We start from the raw sequence: 21,020 nt of genomic DNA on the forward strand, positions 1-21,020 counted from the left end.
TTAACTAATTATGTTTACTTAGTTACAAAATCAAATCGGTAATAAAAAAATGCGAAGAAGATGATTGTTCACTACCAATTATGACGAGTCTCGAAAAATAAGACTTTGTCCTAAATATTAATCGTCAACAACTCATCAAACCGTGTAGTAAATCGCTGAGACAGCCTCTCATTTTTCACCCTCCATGTTCTATCAAATCCCTGAGCAGCTAGCTTCAACTTGTTACTTCCATTTGAATGGTTGATGACATCCAATACTTGCATGACCTTTCTGGCATTATTATCAGGATTGGGAGAAAATAGAGCTAATTGATACTCACCCTCTGGTACGATACCTGATACTATTACTCCAGCTTTTTTATATTTAAAGCCATCTCGATAAATCTTTGATAATCCCAATAAGGCATTTTTGATGATTATTCGTGAGTCGCTATCCGCAACGGGTAGGGTAATTGTGATTGAGTTGAAGTATTGTTTTTCATTTTTTGCAAACGGATTTGTGGTAACAAATACCTGAACGAAATTGGCTACACTACGCTGTTTGCGAAGCTTAAAAGCACAAGCAGCCGCAAAGTTGGCAACCGCCTCTGATAATGGAGCTTTGTCTGTTAGCATCATTCCAAAACTTCTGGAGGTACAAATGTTCTTTTGGGGCTCATTGATTAGCTCTAAACTTAAACAGGATATTCCTCTAAGCTCATAAAGCATTCGCTGGCCAACTACAGACATATTTGCTTTAACCCAGTTTTCACTAGCTTTTGACAAATCGTAAGCAGTTAAAATATTATGAGCTTCGAGCATTTTAGCATATCGTCTCCCAACACCCCAAATATCCTCTATAGAAGTAGCTTTGAGTGCTTGCTCTACTTTTTCAGAAGTATCTAATACCCAAACTCCAACACCCTTATGATGCTTTTTAGCGTACCTATTGGCAATTTTCGCTAAAGTTTTGGTAGGTGCAACGCCAACACAAGTCGGAATACCTGTGTGTTGTTTGACTGTACTTCGAATTTGAGTTGCATAACTTTCAAGATTGGAAAAACCACGCAGATTAAGAAAGGCCTCATCAATTGAATAAATTTCTATCTCATCTGTGAATTGAGATAGAGTTTGTACAACACGATTGGAAATATCTCCATAAAGTGTGTAATTACTACTGAAAGCATAGACTTTCTGGCGTTCTATTAAATTCTTAATTTCGAAGGCAGGTACTCCCATTTTAATCCCCATTGCCTTCGCTTCATCGGAACGGGCAATGACACACCCATCATTGTTTGATAAAACTACGACAGGTTTACTTCTAAGTTCAGGAGCAAATAACCTTTCGCAACTTGCATAAAAGTTATTGCAGTCGACTAAAGCTATCATTATTGAGCTTTATGAATAACGTAGGTCACAATTCCCCATATCTCAAAATCATCATCAGAATTAATATGGATTGTTTTATAGGAAAGATTCTCTGGAACTAACATATAACGTTCCCCTTCTATCATTAGTCTTTTAACTACAAACTCACCATTAAGAATCGCAACCACAATCGCACCTGATTTGGCATTCAGTGCTTTATCTACGACCAAAATATCCCCAGTATGAATATTTGCATCCTTCATGGATTCTCCTAGTACACGAACACAGAAGGTAGAAGAAGGCCGTGAGACAAGTAAGGAATTAAAATCTAATTCCAACTCTATATAGTCAGTAGCTGGTGATGGAAAACCTGCGCTCACAAGAGAATTAAAAAGTGGTATTGCTAATGGTTTACCATTCGGCGAACAAACTGTAAAAAACTGGATTTTTTTAGCAAGTAAGGGGTGTGCTATCATAAAAGAACACGTTTTGTTATATTTGAATATATATTTTAACCAAAAATACAAAACGTGTTCAATAAATAATTAAATTTTGTAGCTTTTATTAACTACATTTGATTACAATCAATCTTTTGTCAGTAAAAAGGTTTGGTTAATTGTATTTTTACCATCATTGGAAGTCAAGTCAAGCTTTAAGTTTTTTCCAATCAATTTACCTGTGCCTGTTGCCATGTAGTTTTGACCTGAAGAGTTAACGATTGAATTAATGGTTAGGTCGGTTTCATTAGTACACTTAACATCTGGAATACTGACTGATTTTGTACCTTGTTCGACTACTACTGAACCCTGAGTAACAACATAAGTATTAGACAAAACCATTTTAACTTTGTTTTCGTCAGACTTAGAAATTAAAAACTTGTATGTTCCTTTGGCTCTTTGAAGATTTGAACCCCATTCGTCATAATTTTGGGTATAGGATCCTTGAAAGTTGGTGGTGTAGTCTGGTGTAACATCTTTCTTACATGCCACACATAATAGAACTAGAGATGATAGAATGATTTTTTTCATTTTGAATTTTAATGGTGTTTGAATTTTAGATAGCAAAAGTACTTGATATAATCCAAATTAATTAAGCACTTTTGCAATTTTTACGGCATGGGCAACATCCTCCATGTCTAGGTTTACATAATACTTCTTGGTATCGGCTTTGTTATGTCCCAACATTTTGGATACAAACTTATCTGCTATGTGTGTTTTCTTATACCAATACTGACCAAAAGTCCTTCTTGCTATTTTGGTTGATAGATTTATCTTGAAACCCAACAATTTACCTACAATTTTGAGCTCCTCGTTTATGGTTGTTAAATGTAGAACAGGAATATTCTCAATGCTGCCATATTTCTCGATTAAAGTCAGGGCTTTATCATTAACTACTACAGAATAATCAATCTTAGTTTTTGACCTCTTCCCTCCCAACATCGTTAAATCGTTTAAATCACTGTCTAACTTATGAATCTGTGCTTCACTCAAACCACTTGTATCAACATGGCTCTGACCAGTATAGCACATCCAAAGAAAGCTATCTATCACCTTTTGATATTTTTCAGAAACAAACGGAGAAAGCTTTTCAAGTGACTGTACCTCTTGTTGAGTGAGATGCGAGTAATCCTGTGAGACATCGTTGGTATTAACCGTGTACTTAAGCTCTTTGGCATTTAGAACTTCTGTTTCTACTCCGAAGCTTATGACCTTCTTAATAAATGTAATTATTTTTTTGATGGAGGTGGATTTCATTTTTGATCCATGTGAGTGAGATTTAGGTACATGGATAGTTTTGAAATATACTTCAAGTTTTCTTAGAAAATCTGTATTTATCTGACTAGCTAGAATAGCTGATTGATTAGAATATGTAATATACTCCTTGACATTCTCTGCAGTTGATTTATGACTTTTAATTGTATTGCGTGTTAAATGAATTGTGTACTCGGCGAGGGTCTTTTCAATTAGGGCTAAAAAGGTAATTGGTTTAAACACTGGATTTCTGAACTGTTGAATAATATCATCTGGAGAATAGGCTATTCTCTCATATTCAAAGCTCATTTTTATAGTTTCAAACTTCTTTCTAATGTTAACTAGGCGATTGTTGTAAAACTCAAGACTTGATTTATCTATTTGTCCATCTTTGCCCATACATAGCTGATAATCAACATCTAATGTATTAGCAGGCACCTGAATTCCAGATGCAATCCATACAGTTTTGTATCCTTCAAGTACTATTCCTACCTTAAGATTTACGAGTCCTTTTGAATTAGGCTTCTTGCCATCTTCGCAAAAGCGAATTTCCATAACTTGAAAGTTATAGTGTATATTCATGTTTTAGATGTATTTGTCTCACGAAAAAAATTTTGAGTGATGAGACATATCCGCTTCATGAAAACACATGAAAAAAAAACAAATTTGGAGAATGGAGGGGGTCTTTGGAGAATAAATAAGTGCAAAATGGAGAATAGAAAAAAATCATGTATTAAAACATGAATTATGCTCCATTTAATCATCTATTTATCAGAATACTTAGGTGTAAACTCAAAAAAAAAGTACCCCTCTTTTACGAAAGGTACTTACTGGGTAATTTTGATATAAGAAATACTTATTTGTAGTCCGTACGGGAATCGAACCCGTGTTTCATCCGTGAAAGGGACGTGTCCTAACCCCTAGACGAACGGACCTTGTGGGTTAACCTAATTAATACTCTTACTTCGAAAATATTAACTTCTATCAGTAAATATTTGTAGTCCGTACGGGAATCGAACCCGTGTTTCATCCGTGAAAGGGACGTGTCCTAACCCCTAGACGAACGGACCTGATGGGGACAAAAACGCTTAGAATATGTTTCCTTATCGTTTTTCGTGGTGCAAAATTACAGCTTTAAGGCATTCACTCCAAATGTTTTTCATAAAAAAAGTGAAATTATTTTTTAATCACCTGATTATGAATTTATTATTTTTATAAAATTTTTCAAACTGTAATTTAAAAACTCAATCATAAATCATAAATTGTTTGTTTTAGTCCTAAATGAGTCGCTTTGGTTTTCTTTAACGCTACATTTTTTATTTCTCCCATAACAGCTTCCTATATTATGCCCATTTATACTTTATTACTACCCAATCACTCCTTAGAGCCTGTGATAATGCTTTTTTTTCACCTAAATATATTCTAAATTTAAGCCATTAAAATACCATTTTTGTAAATAATCAACTATGAATGAAATCACCTCGACAAATCTCAGCTCCTTAAAGGCTTGGGAGGATATCAAAAATGATAAGGCACTATTTTCAAAATTCGAGACCGAAATTCTTCCCTCTTACATGAATAGTTGTCGATGGTTTGCAGGTAAAGCCCGAGTTCAACAATATTTTAAAATCGCTTCAGCCCTCGAAATCCCGATCAAAGACTCGATTGCTTTGCTCTGCATTGTGGAGGTAGGTTACGACAATCAGGAGATTGAGCGTTATCTACTGCCTGTTTCATTTATCGAAGCTGCTCAGTCAAACGCAATAGCGCCTGTAGGTATCATCAGCTTGGCATATATCAATGAAAAACGTGGTTTTGTAATTGATGCCTTATACGATGAGCGTTTTCAACAAGCTCTTTTTTACCAAATCTCTCATGCTGAATCGGTCTATCAACAAGAAGGAAAATTGGATTTTGTTCGTGGTAAAGGCTTATCAGGCGAGGATATCAACGCTCCTATTTCTTCCAAGGCTTTAACCTTATCTTCTTCTAACTCAGCGATGGTTTTTGGGGAAAAGTATTTTCTCAAACTTTATCGAAAGCTATTTAAGGAAACCAATCCTGAGGTTGAAATGATTGAGTTTTTAACCGAACATTCGGATTTTGCTTTTATTCCAGCCTTTGCAGGTAGCGTAACGTGGCAACAAGAAGGAGAAAGCGAAATCACCCTAGGCATGATGCAACGAATGGTTGATAATCAGGCTGATACTTGGGAAATGACAGGTAACCAGCTCAATACTTTTGTCAATGCTTTTGTCGACAAAACTTTCGCCATTAAAGAAGAGGTATTTAATCAGGTAGAATTACTGGCACAACGCACTGCCGAAATGCACTTGGCGCTTTATGCTCCAGATGCCGAACCTATGTTTGCCACGCAAAAATTTGATGATACCTACCGCCGTTTTATTCATAAACGTCTGTGCGATTTATTAGACCGTAGATATCATTTATTGATAGAAAAATATACCAGCATCACCGACCCAGTCACTCGTAAATTGGCTTGGGATTTTATGGAGGCAAAAGAATTAATTGATGAATTTGCCGACCAAATTTTGACCAAAGATTTGGAGTCTCTTCGGATTCGTATTCATGGAGATTATCACTTGGGACAGGTTTTGGCTACCAGTAACGACTATATCATTATCGACTTTGAGGGCGAGCCAGAAAGCTCCATTACCGACCGAAAAATCATGCACTCGCCACTCAAAGATGTGGCTGGTATGATTAGAAGTTACCATTATGCAATTTCGGCAAAGATGCTTAATTCAAGCGAAACAGCAGATATGGATGCATTTAGAGTACAAACAGCAGCTGACCGCTGGTATCGTTTAATTATGCAGACGTATTTGGAAAAATATTTAGAAACCTTTGGGCATCCGCATCCACTTTTCAAAAACAATAATGAAATCAACTTTTTACTCCTGATTTATTTATTAGAAAAAGCCGTTTATGAGCTTGGCTATGAGATTAGTTACCGACCCGACTGGGTAAAAATTCCCTTAAAAGGAATTGTCAATGTGATTCGAGAAATTGAGAAAATGAAGATGTAACAAAAATCCCCCTTACCAAATGGCAAGGGGGATTTTTTACTACCTATCCCGAATAAATAATAAATTGTTGTTTATGAGACACAAAGTTAATAAATGCCTCTTATTAAAACTATGGAACATCCGTGATTCATGTCAAATCACTAAATGTTTTTTACTATTTTTTATCAAATAATCACAAACATGACATTAGTCCTTCAAAACACCTAGCTCCTTACCTACTTTGGTAAAAGCGGCTACTGCTTTCTCGAGGTGCTCCATATCATGTCCTGCCGAAATTTGTACTCGAATACGTGCTTTGCCTTGAGGCACAACTGGATAGAAGAATCCTATCACATATATCCCCTCCTCTAATAAACGAGCAGCAAATTCCTGCGCAAGCTTAGCTTCGTACAACATGATTGGTACGATTGGGTGCTCCCCTGGCAAAATATCAAAGCCTGCCTCGGTCATAGCATGACGGAAATATTTGGTATTGGCTTCTAGTTTATCACGTAAAGCCGTCGAACTACTCAAAACTTCTAATACCTTGATAGAAGCGCCAACAATCGCTGGAGCAAGGGTATTTGAAAACAAGTATGGACGAGAACGCTGACGCAATATTTCTACGATTTCTTTACGGGCAGCCGTAAATCCACCAGATGCTCCACCAAGCGCCTTACCATAAGTACCAGTAATAATGTCGATACGACCCATCACATTTTTAAACTCATGCGTACCACGACCCGTTTTACCCATAAAGCCCGATGAGTGGCATTCGTCTATCATAATCATAGCACCATATTGCTCAACCAAATCACAGATTTTGTCTAGCTGCGCAATGGTACCATCCATCGAGAACACGCCATCGGTAACTACCAAAATACGACGACTTCCTTGAGCTGCCTTTAACTGCTCCTCTAAGTCTGCCATATTATTGTGCTTGTATCTAAAGCGTTTTGCTTTGCATAAACGAATACCATCAATAATAGACGCGTGATTTAATTCGTCAGAAATAATAGCATCTTGTTCGTTCAACAGTGGTTCAAATACACCTCCATTGGCATCAAATGCTGCGGCATAAAGAATACAATCTTCCATGCCTAAAAACTCAGCAGTTTTTTGTTCAAGTTCTTTGTGAATATCTTGTGTTCCACAAATAAAACGAACTGACGACATACCAAATCCATGGGTATCGATGGCCTCATGTGCTGCCTTGATAGCCTCTGGGTGTGAGGATAATCCAAGGTAATTGTTAGCACAAAAATTGAGTACCTCTTTACCTGTATTAATTTGAATATTGGCAGCTTGAGGACTCACAATGATACGTTCTGATTTGTATAGTCCTGCTTCTTTGATGTTATCTAACTCTAGTTGAAGAGCCTCTTTTACACTTCCGTACATAAATAATACTTGGTTATTATTGAGTAATTAAGAGTTTTTGTTGGTATTTTTCAGATAATTTTTCAATCATGACCTGTGTCATACGCGCCAAGTCGAATTGAGGTTTCCAACCCCAATCTTGGTAAGCAGCTGTATCATCTACAGATTTAGGCCATGAATCAGCAATCATTTGTCTAAAATCTGGTTGGTACTGTACCTCAAAATCAGGGTAATACCTTTTTATTTCAGCTGTAACTTGAGCAGGTGTAAAACTCACACCAGCCAAGTTATACGAACTACGAATGCGAATATTTTCCACTGGCGCTTCCATTAACTCTAGCGTCGCACGAATCGCATCGTCCATATAAATCATAGGTAAAAGCGTATCTTCACGCAAAAAGCAGGTATATGGCTTGTGCTGAACTGCTTCGTGGAATATTTCCACAGCATAATCTGTAGTACCTCCGCCAGGCATTGATTGATAACTAATTACCCCAGGATAACGCAAAGAGCGAATGTCTACCCCATAACGTTTATGATAATAACCAGCCCAGTTTTCGCCTGCAACTTTACTAATACCATATACAGTCGACGGGTCCAAATAGGTAGCTTGTGGTGTATCGTATTGTGGAGCGCTATCGCCAAAAGCGGCAATTGAACTAGGGAAGAATACTTTATCGAGCTTTACTTCACGAGCTACTTCAAAAACATTGAAGAGGGTTCTCATGTTAAGCTCCCAAGCACGAAGCGGGTCTAACTCGCCTTTGGCAGAAAGGACTGCGGCTAAATGATAAATTTGGGTAATGCCATGACGATGGACTGTTTCGACCATAGCCAAAACATTGGTGGCATCCAATACTACAAACGGACCATTCTCCTCACGAGGAGCTACTATATCTGAGCCAATTACTTGGTCTGTACCATGTATCTTGCGTAATTGCTCAAGCAATACTGTACCAATTTGACCATTGGCACCAATTACTAAAATTTTGTCTTTTGCCATAGTAGTTGATGAGTGTAATTCAAAAATATTACTGATAAAAACATATTTATCAGTAATTATATTGGCACAAATTTATATTTTCAGTTATATTTATCAAAACATATAGATTATTTCAATAAAAATTACTTTATTATAATATTTTTACCATAATTTTTACTTTTCCAAGAAGGCAAAATATTATTTGGGTAGAAAAATTTACTTTTATGGAAGCAATAGACGAAATAGACAAAAAAATCCTCAGGATTTTACAACAAGATGCTAAAGTAACAACCAAAGAAATCGCCAATCAATTGGGCTTGACTATCTCCCCTGTTTATGAGAGAATTCGCCGACTAGAAAGCGTTGGATACATCAAGCAATATGTGGCAATTGTTGACAAAACCTTGCTCGACAATCCTATTATGTGTATCTGTCAGGTATCTATGCGCTATCATAATGAGGAGTTTATCGAGAAATTCGAACAGGCTGTTCAGCAATTGGAAGAAATCCATGAATGCTATCACATGGCGGGTCAGGTAGATTTTTTACTAAAGATTTATATCAAAAGTCTCGACGAATATCATGACTTCGTTAAATACAAACTTTCAAAACTAGAAAACATCGGTGTCCTAAACACAACTTTCGTTTTGAAAGAAATCAAACATACGTATTCTTATAGTTTTTAATGGTGAATTGTGAATGACGAATTAAACTCATTAGTTCTCAATTCGTCATCGATTACTAAACTTTTAGCATTACGCTTGGATCAGAAATATCTTTGAGAAAGTAAACAGTTTTTGTTATCACTAGAAATTTCCCGAAATCAGCGTAAACAGCTAATTCGTCATTCACAATTCACTTATTCATCATTAATTATGGAGCACCTCTACAAAATCATCAGTATTTTGGGCACAGTGGCTTTTAGTATATCGGGCGCATATGCTGGTATTCAAAAAAGATTGGATTGGTTTGGGGTTATTGTGGTAGCTTTTGTAACCGCCGTTGGTGGAGGTACGCTTCGCGATGTATTTCTGGGTCAGCCAGTGCGTTGGATTCATGATGAAGCCTTGATTTTTATCATTTTTATCAGTGCCATCGTAGCAATTCTTTTTGCAACATGGATTCCCAAAGTAGATATTCCACTTCAAATTTTTGATGCCCTCGGTTTGGGTTGTTTTTATGTATTGGGGTATCAAAGGGGTATTTCTGAAAACAATGAAGTATTAAGTAGCTTTTTATTGGGCACTTGTACAGCCTGCGCTGGAGGCGTGATTCGAGATATATTACTCAACGAAATACCTGTTTTATTTCGAAAAGAAATATATGCAACCGCTTGTTTAGTAGGCTTTTTCACGTTTTATCAAATCAAAAGCATATCAAGTTTAGAAGCATACTCAAATCAAATTACCATCTTCATCATCTTTGCTGTTCGTATTCTTTCATGGAAATATGGCCTGTCGTTGCCTCAGACAAATACGAATAAATCCAGTTGAAATTGTGAAAAACTTTTAAAAAATATTACTTTAGCAGTAATATCCAATCAATAGATTATTGGTTGTAGTTAATTCTATGGCACATAGCTCAAAGCCCAAAGCCAATTTATGTATTTCCTTCAGAATTTTGCATGATAAATCAAACTAACACCTCTAAAAGAATACTCGAAGATTTAAATAACGAAAAAGAAATAAGCGTTAATGTCAAATTTTCACCTATTCTCAATGATTGTACTATGACAACCTCTATCTTTACCAAAGTCTATCTAGTTCCTTTTGAAATTTAATCCATTAACCATTTCAGAAAATATGGCTAAGACCACCAAGGCAAAAACTCAATCTGAAGAAGAAAAAGCTGTAACCAAAGCTCCTGCAAAAAAAAGAGTCTCAAAAAAAACTGCTGAAGAAGCGCCAGTTGTCGAAACTACTATTGTTGCTGACCAAACGCCCGCAGCTCCTCCTGTCGAGTTAAAGAATGTAGAAGCGTTTACTCGTTTCTCCGACTTCGATATTTCGTTGTTTAAATCTGGAAAACATTTTAGATTATTCGAAAAACTGGGTTCTCATACCACCGAATATCAAGGTGTGGCAGGTACTTATTTCGCTGTTTGGGCACCCTCAGCAAAAAGTGTATCGGTCATTGGTAATTTTAACTATTGGAATAAAGACTCTCACCACCTTTTTGTCCGTTGGGACGAATCTGGTATTTGGGAAGGATTCATCCCTCATATCGGTAAAGGAGAGGCTTATAAATATTGTATCGAAGCTCATGATGGTCGTAAACTCGAAAAAATTGACCCTTATGCGCACTACTTCGAAACACCTCCTAAAACAGCATCGATTGTATGGGATAACTGGTACGAATGGACAGATACTGACTGGATGGCAACTCGTAAGAGTAAAAATTCACTCTCGTCTCCAATGTCAGTTTATGAAGTACATATCGGCTCATGGCGTCGTAAAGCTGACGAAGAGAAACTATCGTATGTTGAACTAGCAGATGAGCTAGTTGTTTACGTTAAAGAAATGGCATTTACACACATCGAGTTTATGCCTGTGATGGAGCACCCTTACGAACCATCGTGGGGTTATCAAGTATTAGGATATTTTGCTCCCTCTTCGAGATTTGGTACACCACAAGACTTTATGTATTTGGTAGAACAATGTCATAAAAATGATATTGGCGTTATTCTCGACTGGGTACCATCACACTTCCCTGGCGATGCTCACGGACTCTATGAATATGATGGCTCACATCTTTTTGAGCACCCAGACATGCGTAAAGGTTATCACCCTGATTGGAAATCGTATATTTTCAATTATGGTCGCAACGAGGTACGCAGCTTCTTGATTTCAAATGCTATTTATTGGCTAGAGCGCTTCCATGCTGATGGCTTGCGCGTAGATGCTGTGGCATCGATGCTATACTTGGATTATTCGCGTAATCATGGCGAATGGGAGCCAAATATTTTTGGTGGTAATCATCACCTTGAGGCTATTTCGTTGTTCCGTGAGTTAAACGAAATTCTTTATGCCGAATTCCCAGACGTACAAACCATCGCCGAAGAATCTACTTCCTTTACAGGTGTTTCTCGCCCAGTATACACAGGAGGTTTAGGATTTGGTCAAAAATGGATGATGGGCTGGATGAACGATACATTGAAGTATTTCGAAAAAGACCCAATGTACCGTAAATACCACCAAGATCAACTGACATTCTCAACGGTTTATGCCTTTACTGAAAACTTTATGTTGCCTCTTTCTCACGATGAGGTAGTATACGGAAAAGAATCATTGGTAGGTAAGATGCCAGGCGATGAATGGCAACGTTTTGCAAATTTACGTTTGTTGTTTACCTATATGTTTACACACCCGGGAACCAAACTATTGTTCATGGGTGGTGAGTTTGGTCAAACATCAGAATGGAATTTCTCAAAAAGCCTTGAATGGTGGTTATTAGACCACGGCTATCATAAAGGAGTTCAAAATCTTGTTAAAGAATTGAACTTAATTTATCGCAACGAACATGCGATGTTTGATAAACAATTTGCTCCAGAAGGTTTTGAGTGGATTGATACTTCAGACCGTAACAACTCGGTGGTAGTTTACGCAAGAAAAGGCGATTCGCACAAAGAACAGCTTATTATAGTCTTGAACCTTACTCCAATTCCTCATAACAACTATCGTATTGGAGTTCCAATGCAAGGAGTTTGGCAAGAGATTCTAAACTCTGATGATACTAAGTTTGGTGGAAGTGGAAAAACAAACCCAGAACCAATCTTTGCAGAGGAGGTTTCTTGGCAAGGAAAAGCATATTCGATTCCACTAAACCTTCCTCCATTAGGTGGTTTAGTATTAAAAGTGAAATAAAAAGAAAATCGACTCTCAGCAATGGGAGTCGATTTTCTTTTAAATATAAAGTACTATTAGAGTTTCTTTTAAAAAGGAATTTACTTACTTGAACCCTATAAAAAACGAAACCCTCGAAGCCGCCACTCCAAGGGTTTTCTTGTTTTTTTTAGTTCTCCTATTTAGAGGATTACTTTAAGATTACTTAGGCTATTGTTGTTTAATAATGCCAATAAACATCACTGCCGCCACAGTTATTTTATCTTAATTATTAACATAAATTAAATTTTGTCATTGAATTCACTCCTGCCGCCACATTTGTGAACCTCTGACAATTCAAAGTTAGTACAATTAATTTTATCCGCAATATAAATGTTTAGTATTTTTCTAAGATTTACATGAAAGATGGAATTTTGATGCTTTAATATTAAAATTTAATGCTAACAACATCTGTCCGTTGTACTCTCAACGTTGGTAGAAGATTATTCATCGTTAGTAATGAAATTTCATTCATTTGAAAAATAGCGTAGTACAGACATTTTGGACTATACTGCGCTATCGTAACGAGAGATTAGTCTTTCTTTTGTTCTACTTTTCGAACAGTAGGGTATTGAATACCTAACTGCTCCAAATAGGTTTTATACTTTGTTGGATCAAAGTAATACTGCTTGAGCTTTGGACGATACAATTCCATAATATTAGCATTAATCGCAATCGCTGGTTTATCGGTTGGAGCAATCAACGGTTCGTATTTAATATCTTTGGTCTGTACATTTTTGTAATAATCCCATGCACTTTCAATGAGCTTTGGCTCATTTAGTAAGTCTAATATTGTAAGTGCTTCCACCTTCGCTCCGGCTGTTATTCCTTTGTGGGCAATAGGAGTTGCCATCGAAATAGCGTTTGCCCAGTGGTGCCCCGGCAAACCCGGAATATTTGAAGGATAACCCAATACAATGGTTGGCAACGACCAAGATATATCAGCAATGTCGTCCGAACCTCCTCCCATTGAGCCTACAACTTCCAAAACGGTATCTATTTCTGCACGAAGTCCTTTTTGTTCAGGAGAGCTAAGCTCTTGCTGAATACCCTTCGCCAATTGCTGATCAGCCTCCGACCACGTTGGCAAACCTACTCGCTTGATATGCGAGAATGCTCTTTCGGCAATAGGTTTGTTAAAATGACCGGGCCATGCACTTCCTAGTACTTCCCACGAAACTTTAGTATCTGTCATCATAGCGGCACCTTGCGCTATTTTCTTACCAAAATCATATAACTCTTTGATTTTAGGATAAGTACGTTCTCTAAAATAATACCAAACTGAGGCTTTTGAAGGCACTACATTTGGCTGGTCTCCCCCATTTACTACCACATAATGCGACCGCTGTGTTGGCAAAAGGTGCTCTCTTTTGTAATTCCAGCCTACGTTCATCAATTCTACGGCATCGAGAGCACTTTTCCCACGCCAAGGATTGGCAGCAGCATGAGCAGCTTCCCCCTCAAAGTTAAATTTTACAGATACTAATCCATTATTTCCTGCATCACCATGCTTTACACTCAAATTGCTGTTAACATGGGTAAAAATACAAGCATCTACATCCTTGAAATAACCGTCACGAATATAAAAAGCCTTTGTACCGACCAATTCTTCTGCTACTCCTGGCCAAAGCATTAGCGTTCCTGAAAGCTTTTCACGCTCCATGATTTTTTTGAGCACCAATGCTGAAGTAATATTGAGTGCCTGACCAGAATTATGTCCTTCTCCGTGCCCAGGGGCACCGTCTACAATTGGGTCGTGGTAGGCTACGCCAGGTTTTTGAGAGGCTTTTGGAATACAATCGACATCAGAACCAATGGCTATTACAGGTTTGCCAGAACCCCACGTAGCGATCCAAGCAGTTGGGACACCAGAAATACCCTTTTGAATCGTAAAACCTTCTTTTTCCAGCAGGTTGATCAAGTACTGAGAAGTTTCAGTTTCTTGAAATCCTAATTCGGCAAAACTGAAAATCATATCATTGACTTGAGCAGAAAATTCCTTCTTTTTGTCAACTTCTTCGATGATTTCTTTTTGAAGTGCTTTTAGTTTTTGAGGAGAAAGCTTTTGGGCTACAATTGGTTGGGTCAAAAATGTACCTACAACCAACAGGAGTGTTGGAAGTTTTCGGAAAATTTGCTTCATGATAATTTAGTTTTAGTTTGAAGTAAGATTTTATCCAACACAAAAGCACTAATGCTATTGGATTAGAAAAAATATATTAAAATTAAGGATTTGTAAATGAGATGAAAGGAAAATCGAGAGGAATGGAAAAAAATAATAAGAAATACCTATTATGTAAAAGATGAAAAGGGTATAAAATAATAAAGACCCGCAGCAATGCTCCGAGCCTTTACGCAATCCGCCTAAGTAGTTATCTTTTGGGTAATCCACCCATGAGCCGAAGCTCTAAAGTTTTTTTGCTTTCAAGCATTAGCTTTACTCACTCAGTTGAAAATTTTCAACCTTAAATTTTTTTTGGTGATTGAGTAGCGGCTCAATCACCATTCTAGTAGCGTGTGCGGCACTACGTTGAAAAAGCGGTCAATATCTAACCTAATATCTTTGAATTGAAACGTTATTCAATTGCTAGTTCTAATCTAAATTGTGGGCTTATTTGCTCACTTTGTAAACCTTTATTTTGTTGTTCTTGATTTACATTACAAATGTATTAACAATAAACGTGCCAAACAAATTTTATTGGAGTTTTTTTTGAAATTTTTTTGAAAAAATCTAACCAATACCATTTTTATCTCATGAACTGACACCTCAACGTGCAATTTTGCATACAAACTGCTACGACCCATATAAAACAAGTTTCATGCCAATAAAAGCGACCAATATCTCATTGGCGCAGAAAAAACCTTTTAAAGCACAAAATTTCAAGACTAATATTCACAGTTCTTATTTATCAGTTTTAGTAACAAATTTGTTCTTTTAGTGTTAAAATCAGCATAAATGATAATTGTTGAATATAGCATGATTTACGGCGAAAAATATACACAAATAATAAATTAAGCATTTTTTTCTTGCTTTTTGCTATTTTTGATATTAGTATTGCACCAGTTCAAAACAATATCATTTTACCTATTACTAGAGAAATTTCATCAATAAACCTTCTTTTTCTTGAAATTCAATAGCAACCCATGAATTAATACTAACCAATGAATTATAAATTTATTTACCGTGATAAGGATTCTGGCAGAATTATCACAAATAAAGACATTATTAACCTACACAAATACAAAGTTGCTTGCGTAAAGCTTACCGAAAGAGGGATTATCAGAGACATTACAATACCGCCCGAATGGTGGATTGATGGTTCGATTGCCAACTGCAAGGACATTGCATATCACACAAGGATGAGTAAAACCAAAACTTAACTTAATTATATTAATATGAGATCTCGCCAAATTAATAAGCCATTTTCTATGCCATATCGTCCTGAAGATGTTTTTTACGTAACCTATTCGAAATTCCTGAGTACTGCATTTTTAATATTAAAAGAAAATAGAGAAAAGGTGCAGGTTATCGTAAAACACGAACACATGAAAGACCTTAAAGATTGGGTCACCAACAACAAGATTCTGACGGATGAGAGCGTACTCGAATTTATTCCTTACTAAATAGGAAGATGTTAATAGTATATTGGTTATTTGAAGATATTCACGATCAAAAAGTAATAGTCAAATTATTCCTCAGATATACTACTAAATAATGGTGCAAAACAAGATTTAAGTTATGTGTTTAGGCACTAGGCAACAGGCACGGAGTGTTAAAATGTTTTTTTACTACCCACAGACATGCATTTTTCCAAAGCCCACCAGCGAAAGCCGTTACCTGAAAGCTTAAAGCACAATCTTATATTTTATTTTGCGTACTAACTTAATTTAATCTTTCCTATTACTTAATATTAAAAATATTATAAACAAAATCCCTTGTAGTTATGAATTACAAGGGATTTTGTGTGTAAATAGACCACCTATTTATCGATAGAAACTTCGCTTCTAAAATTTTCGTGACAACACACTAATGATAAGACCTATATAAAATACTGCGGCAACTAGCATCAAGCTCATAGTTTGATTTGTGACTGCTATGACTGCTCCTATAGTAAAAAATACAATAATAGTGAGTCTTGTCAATATGCTATCCCACAGACACCCTCTCGATTCGGGGCTTGTAAATTTTAGTTTTGATAATTCTACTCCTAAATCCATTACCAAACCCGTGAGTTGAGATGGTTTTACTTTGGCACAGGTAAAATTGGAAGCAAAAGCATTGTGGTTACTCATGGCAAATACCAAACTGGGAATAAATGGCTCTTTCATTAAGTAAGCAACAAGCACTATCAACAAATTCACACTGGGAGTGATGAGTTTTTTCCACATTTTGGGGACTAACTGATAACTATGGTACCACCATGAACTAAAAAATGAACCTAGTAAATAACTCAATATATATATAGTAAGCGTAAAAGGAAACTGATGTTCATTATCGCTCCACCATTGTACACCCAAACTAAACAACCCCGTAACGTTGGTAGTGACCACACCGAGTAACTTTATACCCAAAATATTCACAATCCCCGATATAATCGAAAACGGAATGGCAATTGTTATGAGTCTTTTGAGCTTCATTTTTAGTAATAAAGTGATTAAGTATAGAATCTCTTTGATACCCGAGAGAAATACAAATGAGAATTTCTATTAATTTTTAAGTCTATATATCAACAAACAAATATATTAACATTTTTTCATATAGTCGAAAAAATTCGATAATTGGATAAAAATATTAGGAGAATAGTCAAAAAATGAGTGGAAAAGAAAATTGGCACCTATTCTAAGAGTTTATACTTAGAATAGGTGCCAAATCCAAATGGTAAGGTATCTATTATTTCTTTAAATACAAATCCAAATACTGAGCCATTTCAGCTTGTACTTTTTGTGCTTCTTCGGCAGCTTTTTCAGCAAAATCTTCACCAGAGGAAGCGTAAATAATCGCACGTGAAGAGTTCACTAATAAACCACAAGTGCTATTCATTCCGTATTTAGAAACTTCTTCTAAACTTCCTCCTTGCGCACCAACCCCAGGCACTAACAAGAAATGCTCTGGAGCAAGTGCACGCACCTGAGCAAGCATATCTGCTTTGGTAGCACCCACCACATACATCAGTTGCTCGTCGGTACCCCATTCTTGTGATTTGGTTAATACCTCCTCAAACAGAGCTTTATTTCCTACCGAAAGCGTTTGAAAATCTTTACTACCACCATTTGAAGTCAATGCCAAAAGAATAACCCATTTGTTGGGGAAAGTTAAAAATGGCGTAACCGAGTCTTCTCCCATGTAAGGTGCTACAGTTACCGAATCAAAATCAAGTCCTGAAGAGTTCGGGTCAAAAAAAGCTCGCGCGTACAATCCAGAAGTATTACCGATATCGCCTCTTTTTGCGTCAGCAATTGTAAAACATTCTTTGGGAATATAGGCTAATGTTTTTTGAAGACTCTCCCATCCTTTTGCGCCAAAAGCTTCATAAAAAGCAATATTAGGTTTGTAGGCTACAGCATATTGCTTGGTAGCATCTATAATTTGCTTGTTGAATTCAAAAATAGGATCTTCAGTATCCAACAAGTGCTTCGGAAGTTTTTGAAGGTCGGTATCAAGACCAACGCATAAATAGGATTTTTTGGACAAAATTTGTCCGAAAAGTTCTTGCTTTGTCATTGTTATGTTCAACTGTGTATTACATGAAAAATAGCTACGGCTGTAGCTATTAGAAGAAGTGCCACCTTCGTAAGATTGAGATTAAGTCTATGACCTTCGTTATTCTCTTTAATTCTCAGGAAGGAAAGTCAAATAACTTAAATCCTCTTCTCGGCAAAGTTCGTTGGCTAAATCTTGAAGTTGAGTAGACGAAACCGTACGAATCTGAGCAAATAGCTCTTCTAACGTATCGATACGATTAATATCTAACAAACTTTTAGCCATCATAAGCATAAAGCTCATGTTACCCTCTTCGGACATCGCCATCTGTCCCATCAATTGCTCTTTGGTATTGTGCAATTGTGTCTTAGTCAAAGGTACTTCTCTGAGTGTTTTTAGCTCTTTCAGAATTAGGGCATTGGCTTTTTTCAAATGCTTGGGTTCTGTTGCAAAATAAATACCCCAATAGCCTGTATCAATAAATGGCGTATAGCCTGCATCAATCGAATACACCAAGCCATTCTTTTCTCTTACAGCCAGATTCAAACGTGAATTCATACCTGGACCACCCAAGAGATTAATCAGCATAAAAAATGGTAATCGTTGGGCATGAGTAATTTCGTAGGCCGTGCGACCAATCGCTACGTGCGCTTGCGTAATACTACGTTTATGATCTACATTTTTAGGTGCGTAAATAGCTGGAGGAGTTCTTACCAAACTAGAGCTTTTAGCAGGAATATTCTTCAAATATTTCTCTACCAAAGTCACTACTTTTTTGAAAGGCAGATTACCCACCGATGAGAAAATAATACGACTTGTATCTAGGTTTTCAGCTATAAAATCAAGTAAATCTTGACGTGTAAATCCGTTTACACTTTCTTGTGTACCCAAAATATTACGTCCTAATTGATGATTTGAAAAGATAATATCATCAAAATCGTCTTGAATAGCATCCTCTGGAGAATCGTAATACATCGACATTTCTTCGAGAATTACACCACGCTCACGCTCTACCTGTTTGTCGGGAAAAACAGAGTGAAAAGTAATATCCGACAAGAGTTCTAATGCTCGCTCATAGTGAGGAGTTAGTACTGACGCATGAAAACAGATTTTTTCTTTGGTAGTATAAGCATTCAACTCACCTCCCACTACCTCAAGTCGATTGATAATTTGTAATGACGAACGTTTGTCCGTTCCTTTAAAAGCCATGTGCTCCCAGAAGTGCGCCAAGCCTTGTTGATGAGGTTTTTCGTCGCGACTACCCATATCGAGCATCAAACCCATGTGTGAAATCGCTGTATGCGTTACTTGGCGATGTACTATTCGGATACCGTTTGGTAATGTATATTCTTGTATTCCGTCCATTCTAATGAATTTCCTTGTTTGATGGTGGTTCTCAGACAAGTTATTTACTAATTTCTAAAGCACTTTTTTATCGAACTACAAAGTTACACAATTTTGAAGCGATTGATATGGTTCGTAAAACTACTTATGAAAATAAGATGCCTGAATGTTATAACACATTTTTAAATAAATACATTCTCGTAGCCAGAAAGTTTAGGTAATTTTGTGTTTTGTCAGTATTCACCATTAGCCCCCAAGAGTATGCGTATAGGATTTGATGCAAAACGAGCTTTCCAAAATTTTACAGGATTAGGAAACTATAGCCGATTTATTATTGAATCTTTATTAGCTTCTCCTACGCAACACGAATATTTTGCCTACACACCCAAGCTCAACAGCAAAGTACAGTTTGATAAAAGATTGCATGTCGAATTACCACAAACCTCTATGCCCAAACCCCTGTGGCGGAGCTGGGGTATCAATCAACAATTAAAGAAAGATAAACTCGATGTTTTTCATGGCTTGAGTAATGAACTACCTTGGCAAATTCAAAAAACAGGTATCAAAACTGTGGTAACTATCCACGATTTGATTTTTATACGCTATCCAGAATTATATCCCACAATTGACCGTTGGATTTATAAACAAAAATTTAAGTCTGCATGTGAAAAAGCCGATTGTGTGGTGGCGATAAGTGAGCAAACCAAAAATGATATTGTTGATATGCTTCACATTAACCCTTCCAAAATAGAGGTAGTATATCAAGATTGTGATGTGGCTTTTAAAAATCAGTTATCGACTGCACAGCTTTCTGCTGTTAGCCAGAAATATCATTTGGATAAGCCGTATATCTTGTGTGTAGCTACAATTGCTGACCGAAAAAATCAGCTTACCTTGGTGAAAGCCTTTGAGGAACTTCAAAACAAGGATGTGGATTTGGTACTTGTAGGAGGAAAAAGTGCCTATCAAAATCAGATCGAGGACTATATTCAACAAAAACATCTCAAGGGAGTTCATATTATCAATGGTGTCCCCTTTGCGGATTTGCCTGCATTATATCAAAATGCTACCTTAACTGTTTACCCATCCATCTTTGAAGGTTTTGGTATTCCTATTGTAGAAGCCCTGCATTCGGGTATACCTGTTATAGCAGCCACAGGTTCATGCCTAGAAGAAGCTGGTGGCAATGGAGCCATTTATGTGAACCCCTATGATGTCAGGGGTATGGCAGATGAAATAAAACGAGTACTTTCAAACCCTATTCTTCAAAAAAACTTAGTTACACAAGGGCAAGTTTACATCAAAAAGTTTTCTTCAATAGAAATCGCAAAAGATTTAGAAAAAATTTATCAAAAAATTTAACAATGAGTAATCGGTAAAATCTATTCTCAGAACACACAAACGAACATTTGGTAATTTATCCCACCATTTTTATTTTAATATCCATAAAAAAACATCTAATATTTATAATTCTGATTTATACAATAGGCACGGTTTTTGAAAATTTGTAACACATTGACACTAAGTTGAGTAAATCTCAACCCGCTTGTGATACAAGAACCCTAAGTATTATCCGAGTTATGAAGAAAAATAGTCTTTTTCTACT

At 36.6% G+C, this 21,020-nt stretch carries 17 protein-coding genes and 2 tRNA genes; 7 read left to right on the top strand and 12 right to left on the bottom strand.

Annotated elements, in window-relative coordinates; all coding sequences use genetic code 11:
• Nucleotides 1–110: 110 nt before the first annotated feature.
• From QM524_RS07220 to QM524_RS07245, 6 genes are all read right to left on the bottom strand, one after another.
• Entirely contained in the window at nucleotides 111–1,367 is a 1,257-nt protein-coding gene (locus QM524_RS07220; RefSeq protein ID WP_283344064.1) for a Y-family DNA polymerase, read from the bottom strand.
• On the bottom strand, nucleotides 1,367–1,822 hold the full coding sequence (locus tag QM524_RS07225) for a LexA family protein (protein WP_283344065.1): 456 nt from the start codon (nucleotides 1,820–1,822) through the stop codon (nucleotides 1,367–1,369). The genes QM524_RS07220 and QM524_RS07225 overlap by 1 nt, the downstream gene beginning before the upstream one ends.
• A 108-nt stretch (nucleotides 1,823–1,930) precedes the next feature.
• Nucleotides 1,931–2,374, bottom strand: a complete 444-nt coding sequence (locus tag QM524_RS07230) for a hypothetical protein (RefSeq protein ID WP_283344066.1) — start codon at nucleotides 2,372–2,374, stop codon at nucleotides 1,931–1,933.
• A gap of 57 nt (nucleotides 2,375–2,431) precedes the next feature.
• Complete coding sequence (locus QM524_RS07235) at nucleotides 2,432–3,652, bottom strand: phage integrase SAM-like domain-containing protein (protein ID WP_283344067.1); 1,221 nt, start codon at nucleotides 3,650–3,652, stop codon at nucleotides 2,432–2,434.
• A 308-nt stretch (nucleotides 3,653–3,960) separates the two neighbouring features.
• Nucleotides 3,961–4,032, bottom strand: a tRNA-Glu gene (locus QM524_RS07240).
• Between the two features lie 63 nt (nucleotides 4,033–4,095).
• Nucleotides 4,096–4,167, bottom strand: a tRNA-Glu gene (locus QM524_RS07245).
• A 396-nt stretch (nucleotides 4,168–4,563) separates the two neighbouring features.
• Here QM524_RS07245 and QM524_RS07250 point away from each other — a divergent pair.
• On the top strand, nucleotides 4,564–6,147 hold the full coding sequence (locus QM524_RS07250) for a putative maltokinase (RefSeq protein ID WP_283344068.1): 1,584 nt from the start codon (nucleotides 4,564–4,566) through the stop codon (nucleotides 6,145–6,147).
• A gap of 186 nt (nucleotides 6,148–6,333) precedes the next feature.
• Here the strand turns inward: QM524_RS07250 and kbl are convergent, their stop codons facing one another.
• Nucleotides 6,334–7,527, bottom strand: coding sequence for a glycine C-acetyltransferase (kbl, locus tag QM524_RS07255; RefSeq protein WP_283344069.1), 1,194 nt, complete (start codon nucleotides 7,525–7,527; stop codon nucleotides 6,334–6,336).
• A gap of 16 nt (nucleotides 7,528–7,543) precedes the next feature.
• On the bottom strand, nucleotides 7,544–8,509 hold the full coding sequence (locus QM524_RS07260) for an NAD-dependent epimerase/dehydratase family protein (RefSeq protein WP_095160425.1): 966 nt from the start codon (nucleotides 8,507–8,509) through the stop codon (nucleotides 7,544–7,546).
• Between the two features lie 203 nt (nucleotides 8,510–8,712).
• Here QM524_RS07260 and QM524_RS07265 point away from each other — a divergent pair, with 203 nt between their 5' ends.
• The 3 genes from QM524_RS07265 (at nucleotide 8,713) to glgB (ending at nucleotide 12,351) form a co-directional block, all read left to right on the top strand.
• Nucleotides 8,713–9,174: an Lrp/AsnC family transcriptional regulator gene (locus QM524_RS07265; protein ID WP_095160424.1), complete on the top strand. Its 462-nt coding sequence runs from the start codon at nucleotides 8,713–8,715 to the stop codon at nucleotides 9,172–9,174.
• Nucleotides 9,175–9,363: 189 nt separating this feature from the next.
• Complete coding sequence (locus QM524_RS07270) at nucleotides 9,364–9,981, top strand: trimeric intracellular cation channel family protein (RefSeq protein ID WP_283344070.1); 618 nt, start codon at nucleotides 9,364–9,366, stop codon at nucleotides 9,979–9,981.
• A 309-nt stretch (nucleotides 9,982–10,290) separates the two neighbouring features.
• Nucleotides 10,291–12,351, top strand: a complete 2,061-nt coding sequence (gene glgB / locus QM524_RS07275; protein WP_283344071.1) for a 1,4-alpha-glucan branching protein GlgB — start codon at nucleotides 10,291–10,293, stop codon at nucleotides 12,349–12,351.
• A gap of 550 nt (nucleotides 12,352–12,901) precedes the next feature.
• Here the strand turns inward: glgB and QM524_RS07280 are convergent.
• A complete protein-coding gene (locus QM524_RS07280) occupies nucleotides 12,902–14,512 on the bottom strand; it encodes an amidohydrolase (RefSeq protein WP_283344072.1) in 1,611 nt (536 codons plus the stop codon).
• A 1,019-nt stretch (nucleotides 14,513–15,531) separates the two neighbouring features.
• Between QM524_RS07280 and QM524_RS07285 the strand changes: the two genes are divergently transcribed.
• Both QM524_RS07285 and QM524_RS07290 read left to right on the top strand, forming a co-directional pair.
• Entirely contained in the window at nucleotides 15,532–15,750 is a 219-nt protein-coding gene (locus QM524_RS07285; protein WP_095160420.1) for a hypothetical protein, read from the top strand.
• Nucleotides 15,751–15,765: 15 nt separating this feature from the next.
• Entirely contained in the window at nucleotides 15,766–15,993 is a 228-nt protein-coding gene (locus tag QM524_RS07290) for a hypothetical protein (RefSeq protein ID WP_095160419.1), read from the top strand.
• Between the two features lie 381 nt (nucleotides 15,994–16,374).
• Here the strand turns inward: QM524_RS07290 and QM524_RS07295 are convergent, their stop codons facing one another.
• The 3 genes from QM524_RS07295 to QM524_RS07305 all read right to left on the bottom strand — a co-directional run bounded on the left by QM524_RS07295 (nucleotide 16,375) and on the right by QM524_RS07305 (nucleotide 19,435).
• Entirely contained in the window at nucleotides 16,375–17,007 is a 633-nt protein-coding gene (locus QM524_RS07295) for a DUF1275 family protein (RefSeq protein ID WP_283344073.1), read from the bottom strand.
• A 253-nt stretch (nucleotides 17,008–17,260) separates the two neighbouring features.
• Nucleotides 17,261–18,091 (bottom strand): orotidine-5'-phosphate decarboxylase, encoded by an 831-nt coding sequence (gene pyrF / locus QM524_RS07300; protein ID WP_166580031.1) that lies wholly within the window; start codon nucleotides 18,089–18,091, stop codon nucleotides 17,261–17,263.
• A 108-nt stretch (nucleotides 18,092–18,199) separates the two neighbouring features.
• Complete coding sequence (locus QM524_RS07305) at nucleotides 18,200–19,435, bottom strand: M16 family metallopeptidase (RefSeq protein WP_095160417.1); 1,236 nt, start codon at nucleotides 19,433–19,435, stop codon at nucleotides 18,200–18,202.
• Nucleotides 19,436–19,675: 240 nt separating this feature from the next.
• On the opposite strand from QM524_RS07305, the gene QM524_RS07310 reads away from it, so the two are divergent.
• Nucleotides 19,676–20,776 carry a glycosyltransferase family 4 protein gene (locus QM524_RS07310; RefSeq protein WP_283344074.1) on the top strand — a complete coding sequence of 367 codons (1,101 nt, stop codon included), beginning with the start codon at nucleotides 19,676–19,678 and terminating at the stop codon, nucleotides 20,774–20,776.
• Nucleotides 20,777–21,020: the final 244 nt, after the last annotated feature.

The sequence above is a fragment of the Flectobacillus roseus genome (genome assembly GCF_030056595.1).
GTDB lineage: Bacteria > Bacteroidota > Bacteroidia > Cytophagales > Spirosomataceae > Flectobacillus > Flectobacillus roseus.

What these genes read in the sequence shown, in the direction of transcription:
- QM524_RS07220 (WP_283344064.1), bottom strand. Translation starts at nt 1,367, where the DNA reads ATGATAGCTTTAGTCGACTGCAATAACTTTTATGCAAGTTGCGAAAGG.
- QM524_RS07225 (WP_283344065.1), bottom strand. Translation starts at nt 1,822, where the DNA reads ATGATAGCACACCCCTTACTTGCTAAAAAAATCCAGTTTTTTACAGTT.
- QM524_RS07230 (WP_283344066.1), bottom strand. Translation starts at nt 2,374, where the DNA reads ATGAAAAAAATCATTCTATCATCTCTAGTTCTATTATGTGTGGCATGT.
- QM524_RS07235 (WP_283344067.1), bottom strand. Translation starts at nt 3,652, where the DNA reads ATGGAAATTCGCTTTTGCGAAGATGGCAAGAAGCCTAATTCAAAAGGA.
- QM524_RS07250 (WP_283344068.1), top strand. Translation starts at nt 4,564, where the DNA reads ATGAATGAAATCACCTCGACAAATCTCAGCTCCTTAAAGGCTTGGGAG.
- kbl (WP_283344069.1), bottom strand. Translation starts at nt 7,527, where the DNA reads ATGTACGGAAGTGTAAAAGAGGCTCTTCAACTAGAGTTAGATAACATC.
- QM524_RS07260 (WP_095160425.1), bottom strand. Translation starts at nt 8,509, where the DNA reads ATGGCAAAAGACAAAATTTTAGTAATTGGTGCCAATGGTCAAATTGGT.
- QM524_RS07265 (WP_095160424.1), top strand. Translation starts at nt 8,713, where the DNA reads ATGGAAGCAATAGACGAAATAGACAAAAAAATCCTCAGGATTTTACAA.
- QM524_RS07270 (WP_283344070.1), top strand. Translation starts at nt 9,364, where the DNA reads ATGGAGCACCTCTACAAAATCATCAGTATTTTGGGCACAGTGGCTTTT.
- glgB (WP_283344071.1), top strand. Translation starts at nt 10,291, where the DNA reads ATGGCTAAGACCACCAAGGCAAAAACTCAATCTGAAGAAGAAAAAGCT.
- QM524_RS07280 (WP_283344072.1), bottom strand. Translation starts at nt 14,512, where the DNA reads ATGAAGCAAATTTTCCGAAAACTTCCAACACTCCTGTTGGTTGTAGGT.
- QM524_RS07285 (WP_095160420.1), top strand. Translation starts at nt 15,532, where the DNA reads ATGAATTATAAATTTATTTACCGTGATAAGGATTCTGGCAGAATTATC.
- QM524_RS07290 (WP_095160419.1), top strand. Translation starts at nt 15,766, where the DNA reads ATGAGATCTCGCCAAATTAATAAGCCATTTTCTATGCCATATCGTCCT.
- QM524_RS07295 (WP_283344073.1), bottom strand. Translation starts at nt 17,007, where the DNA reads ATGAAGCTCAAAAGACTCATAACAATTGCCATTCCGTTTTCGATTATA.
- pyrF (WP_166580031.1), bottom strand. Translation starts at nt 18,091, where the DNA reads ATGACAAAGCAAGAACTTTTCGGACAAATTTTGTCCAAAAAATCCTAT.
- QM524_RS07305 (WP_095160417.1), bottom strand. Translation starts at nt 19,435, where the DNA reads ATGGACGGAATACAAGAATATACATTACCAAACGGTATCCGAATAGTA.
- QM524_RS07310 (WP_283344074.1), top strand. Translation starts at nt 19,676, where the DNA reads ATGCGTATAGGATTTGATGCAAAACGAGCTTTCCAAAATTTTACAGGA.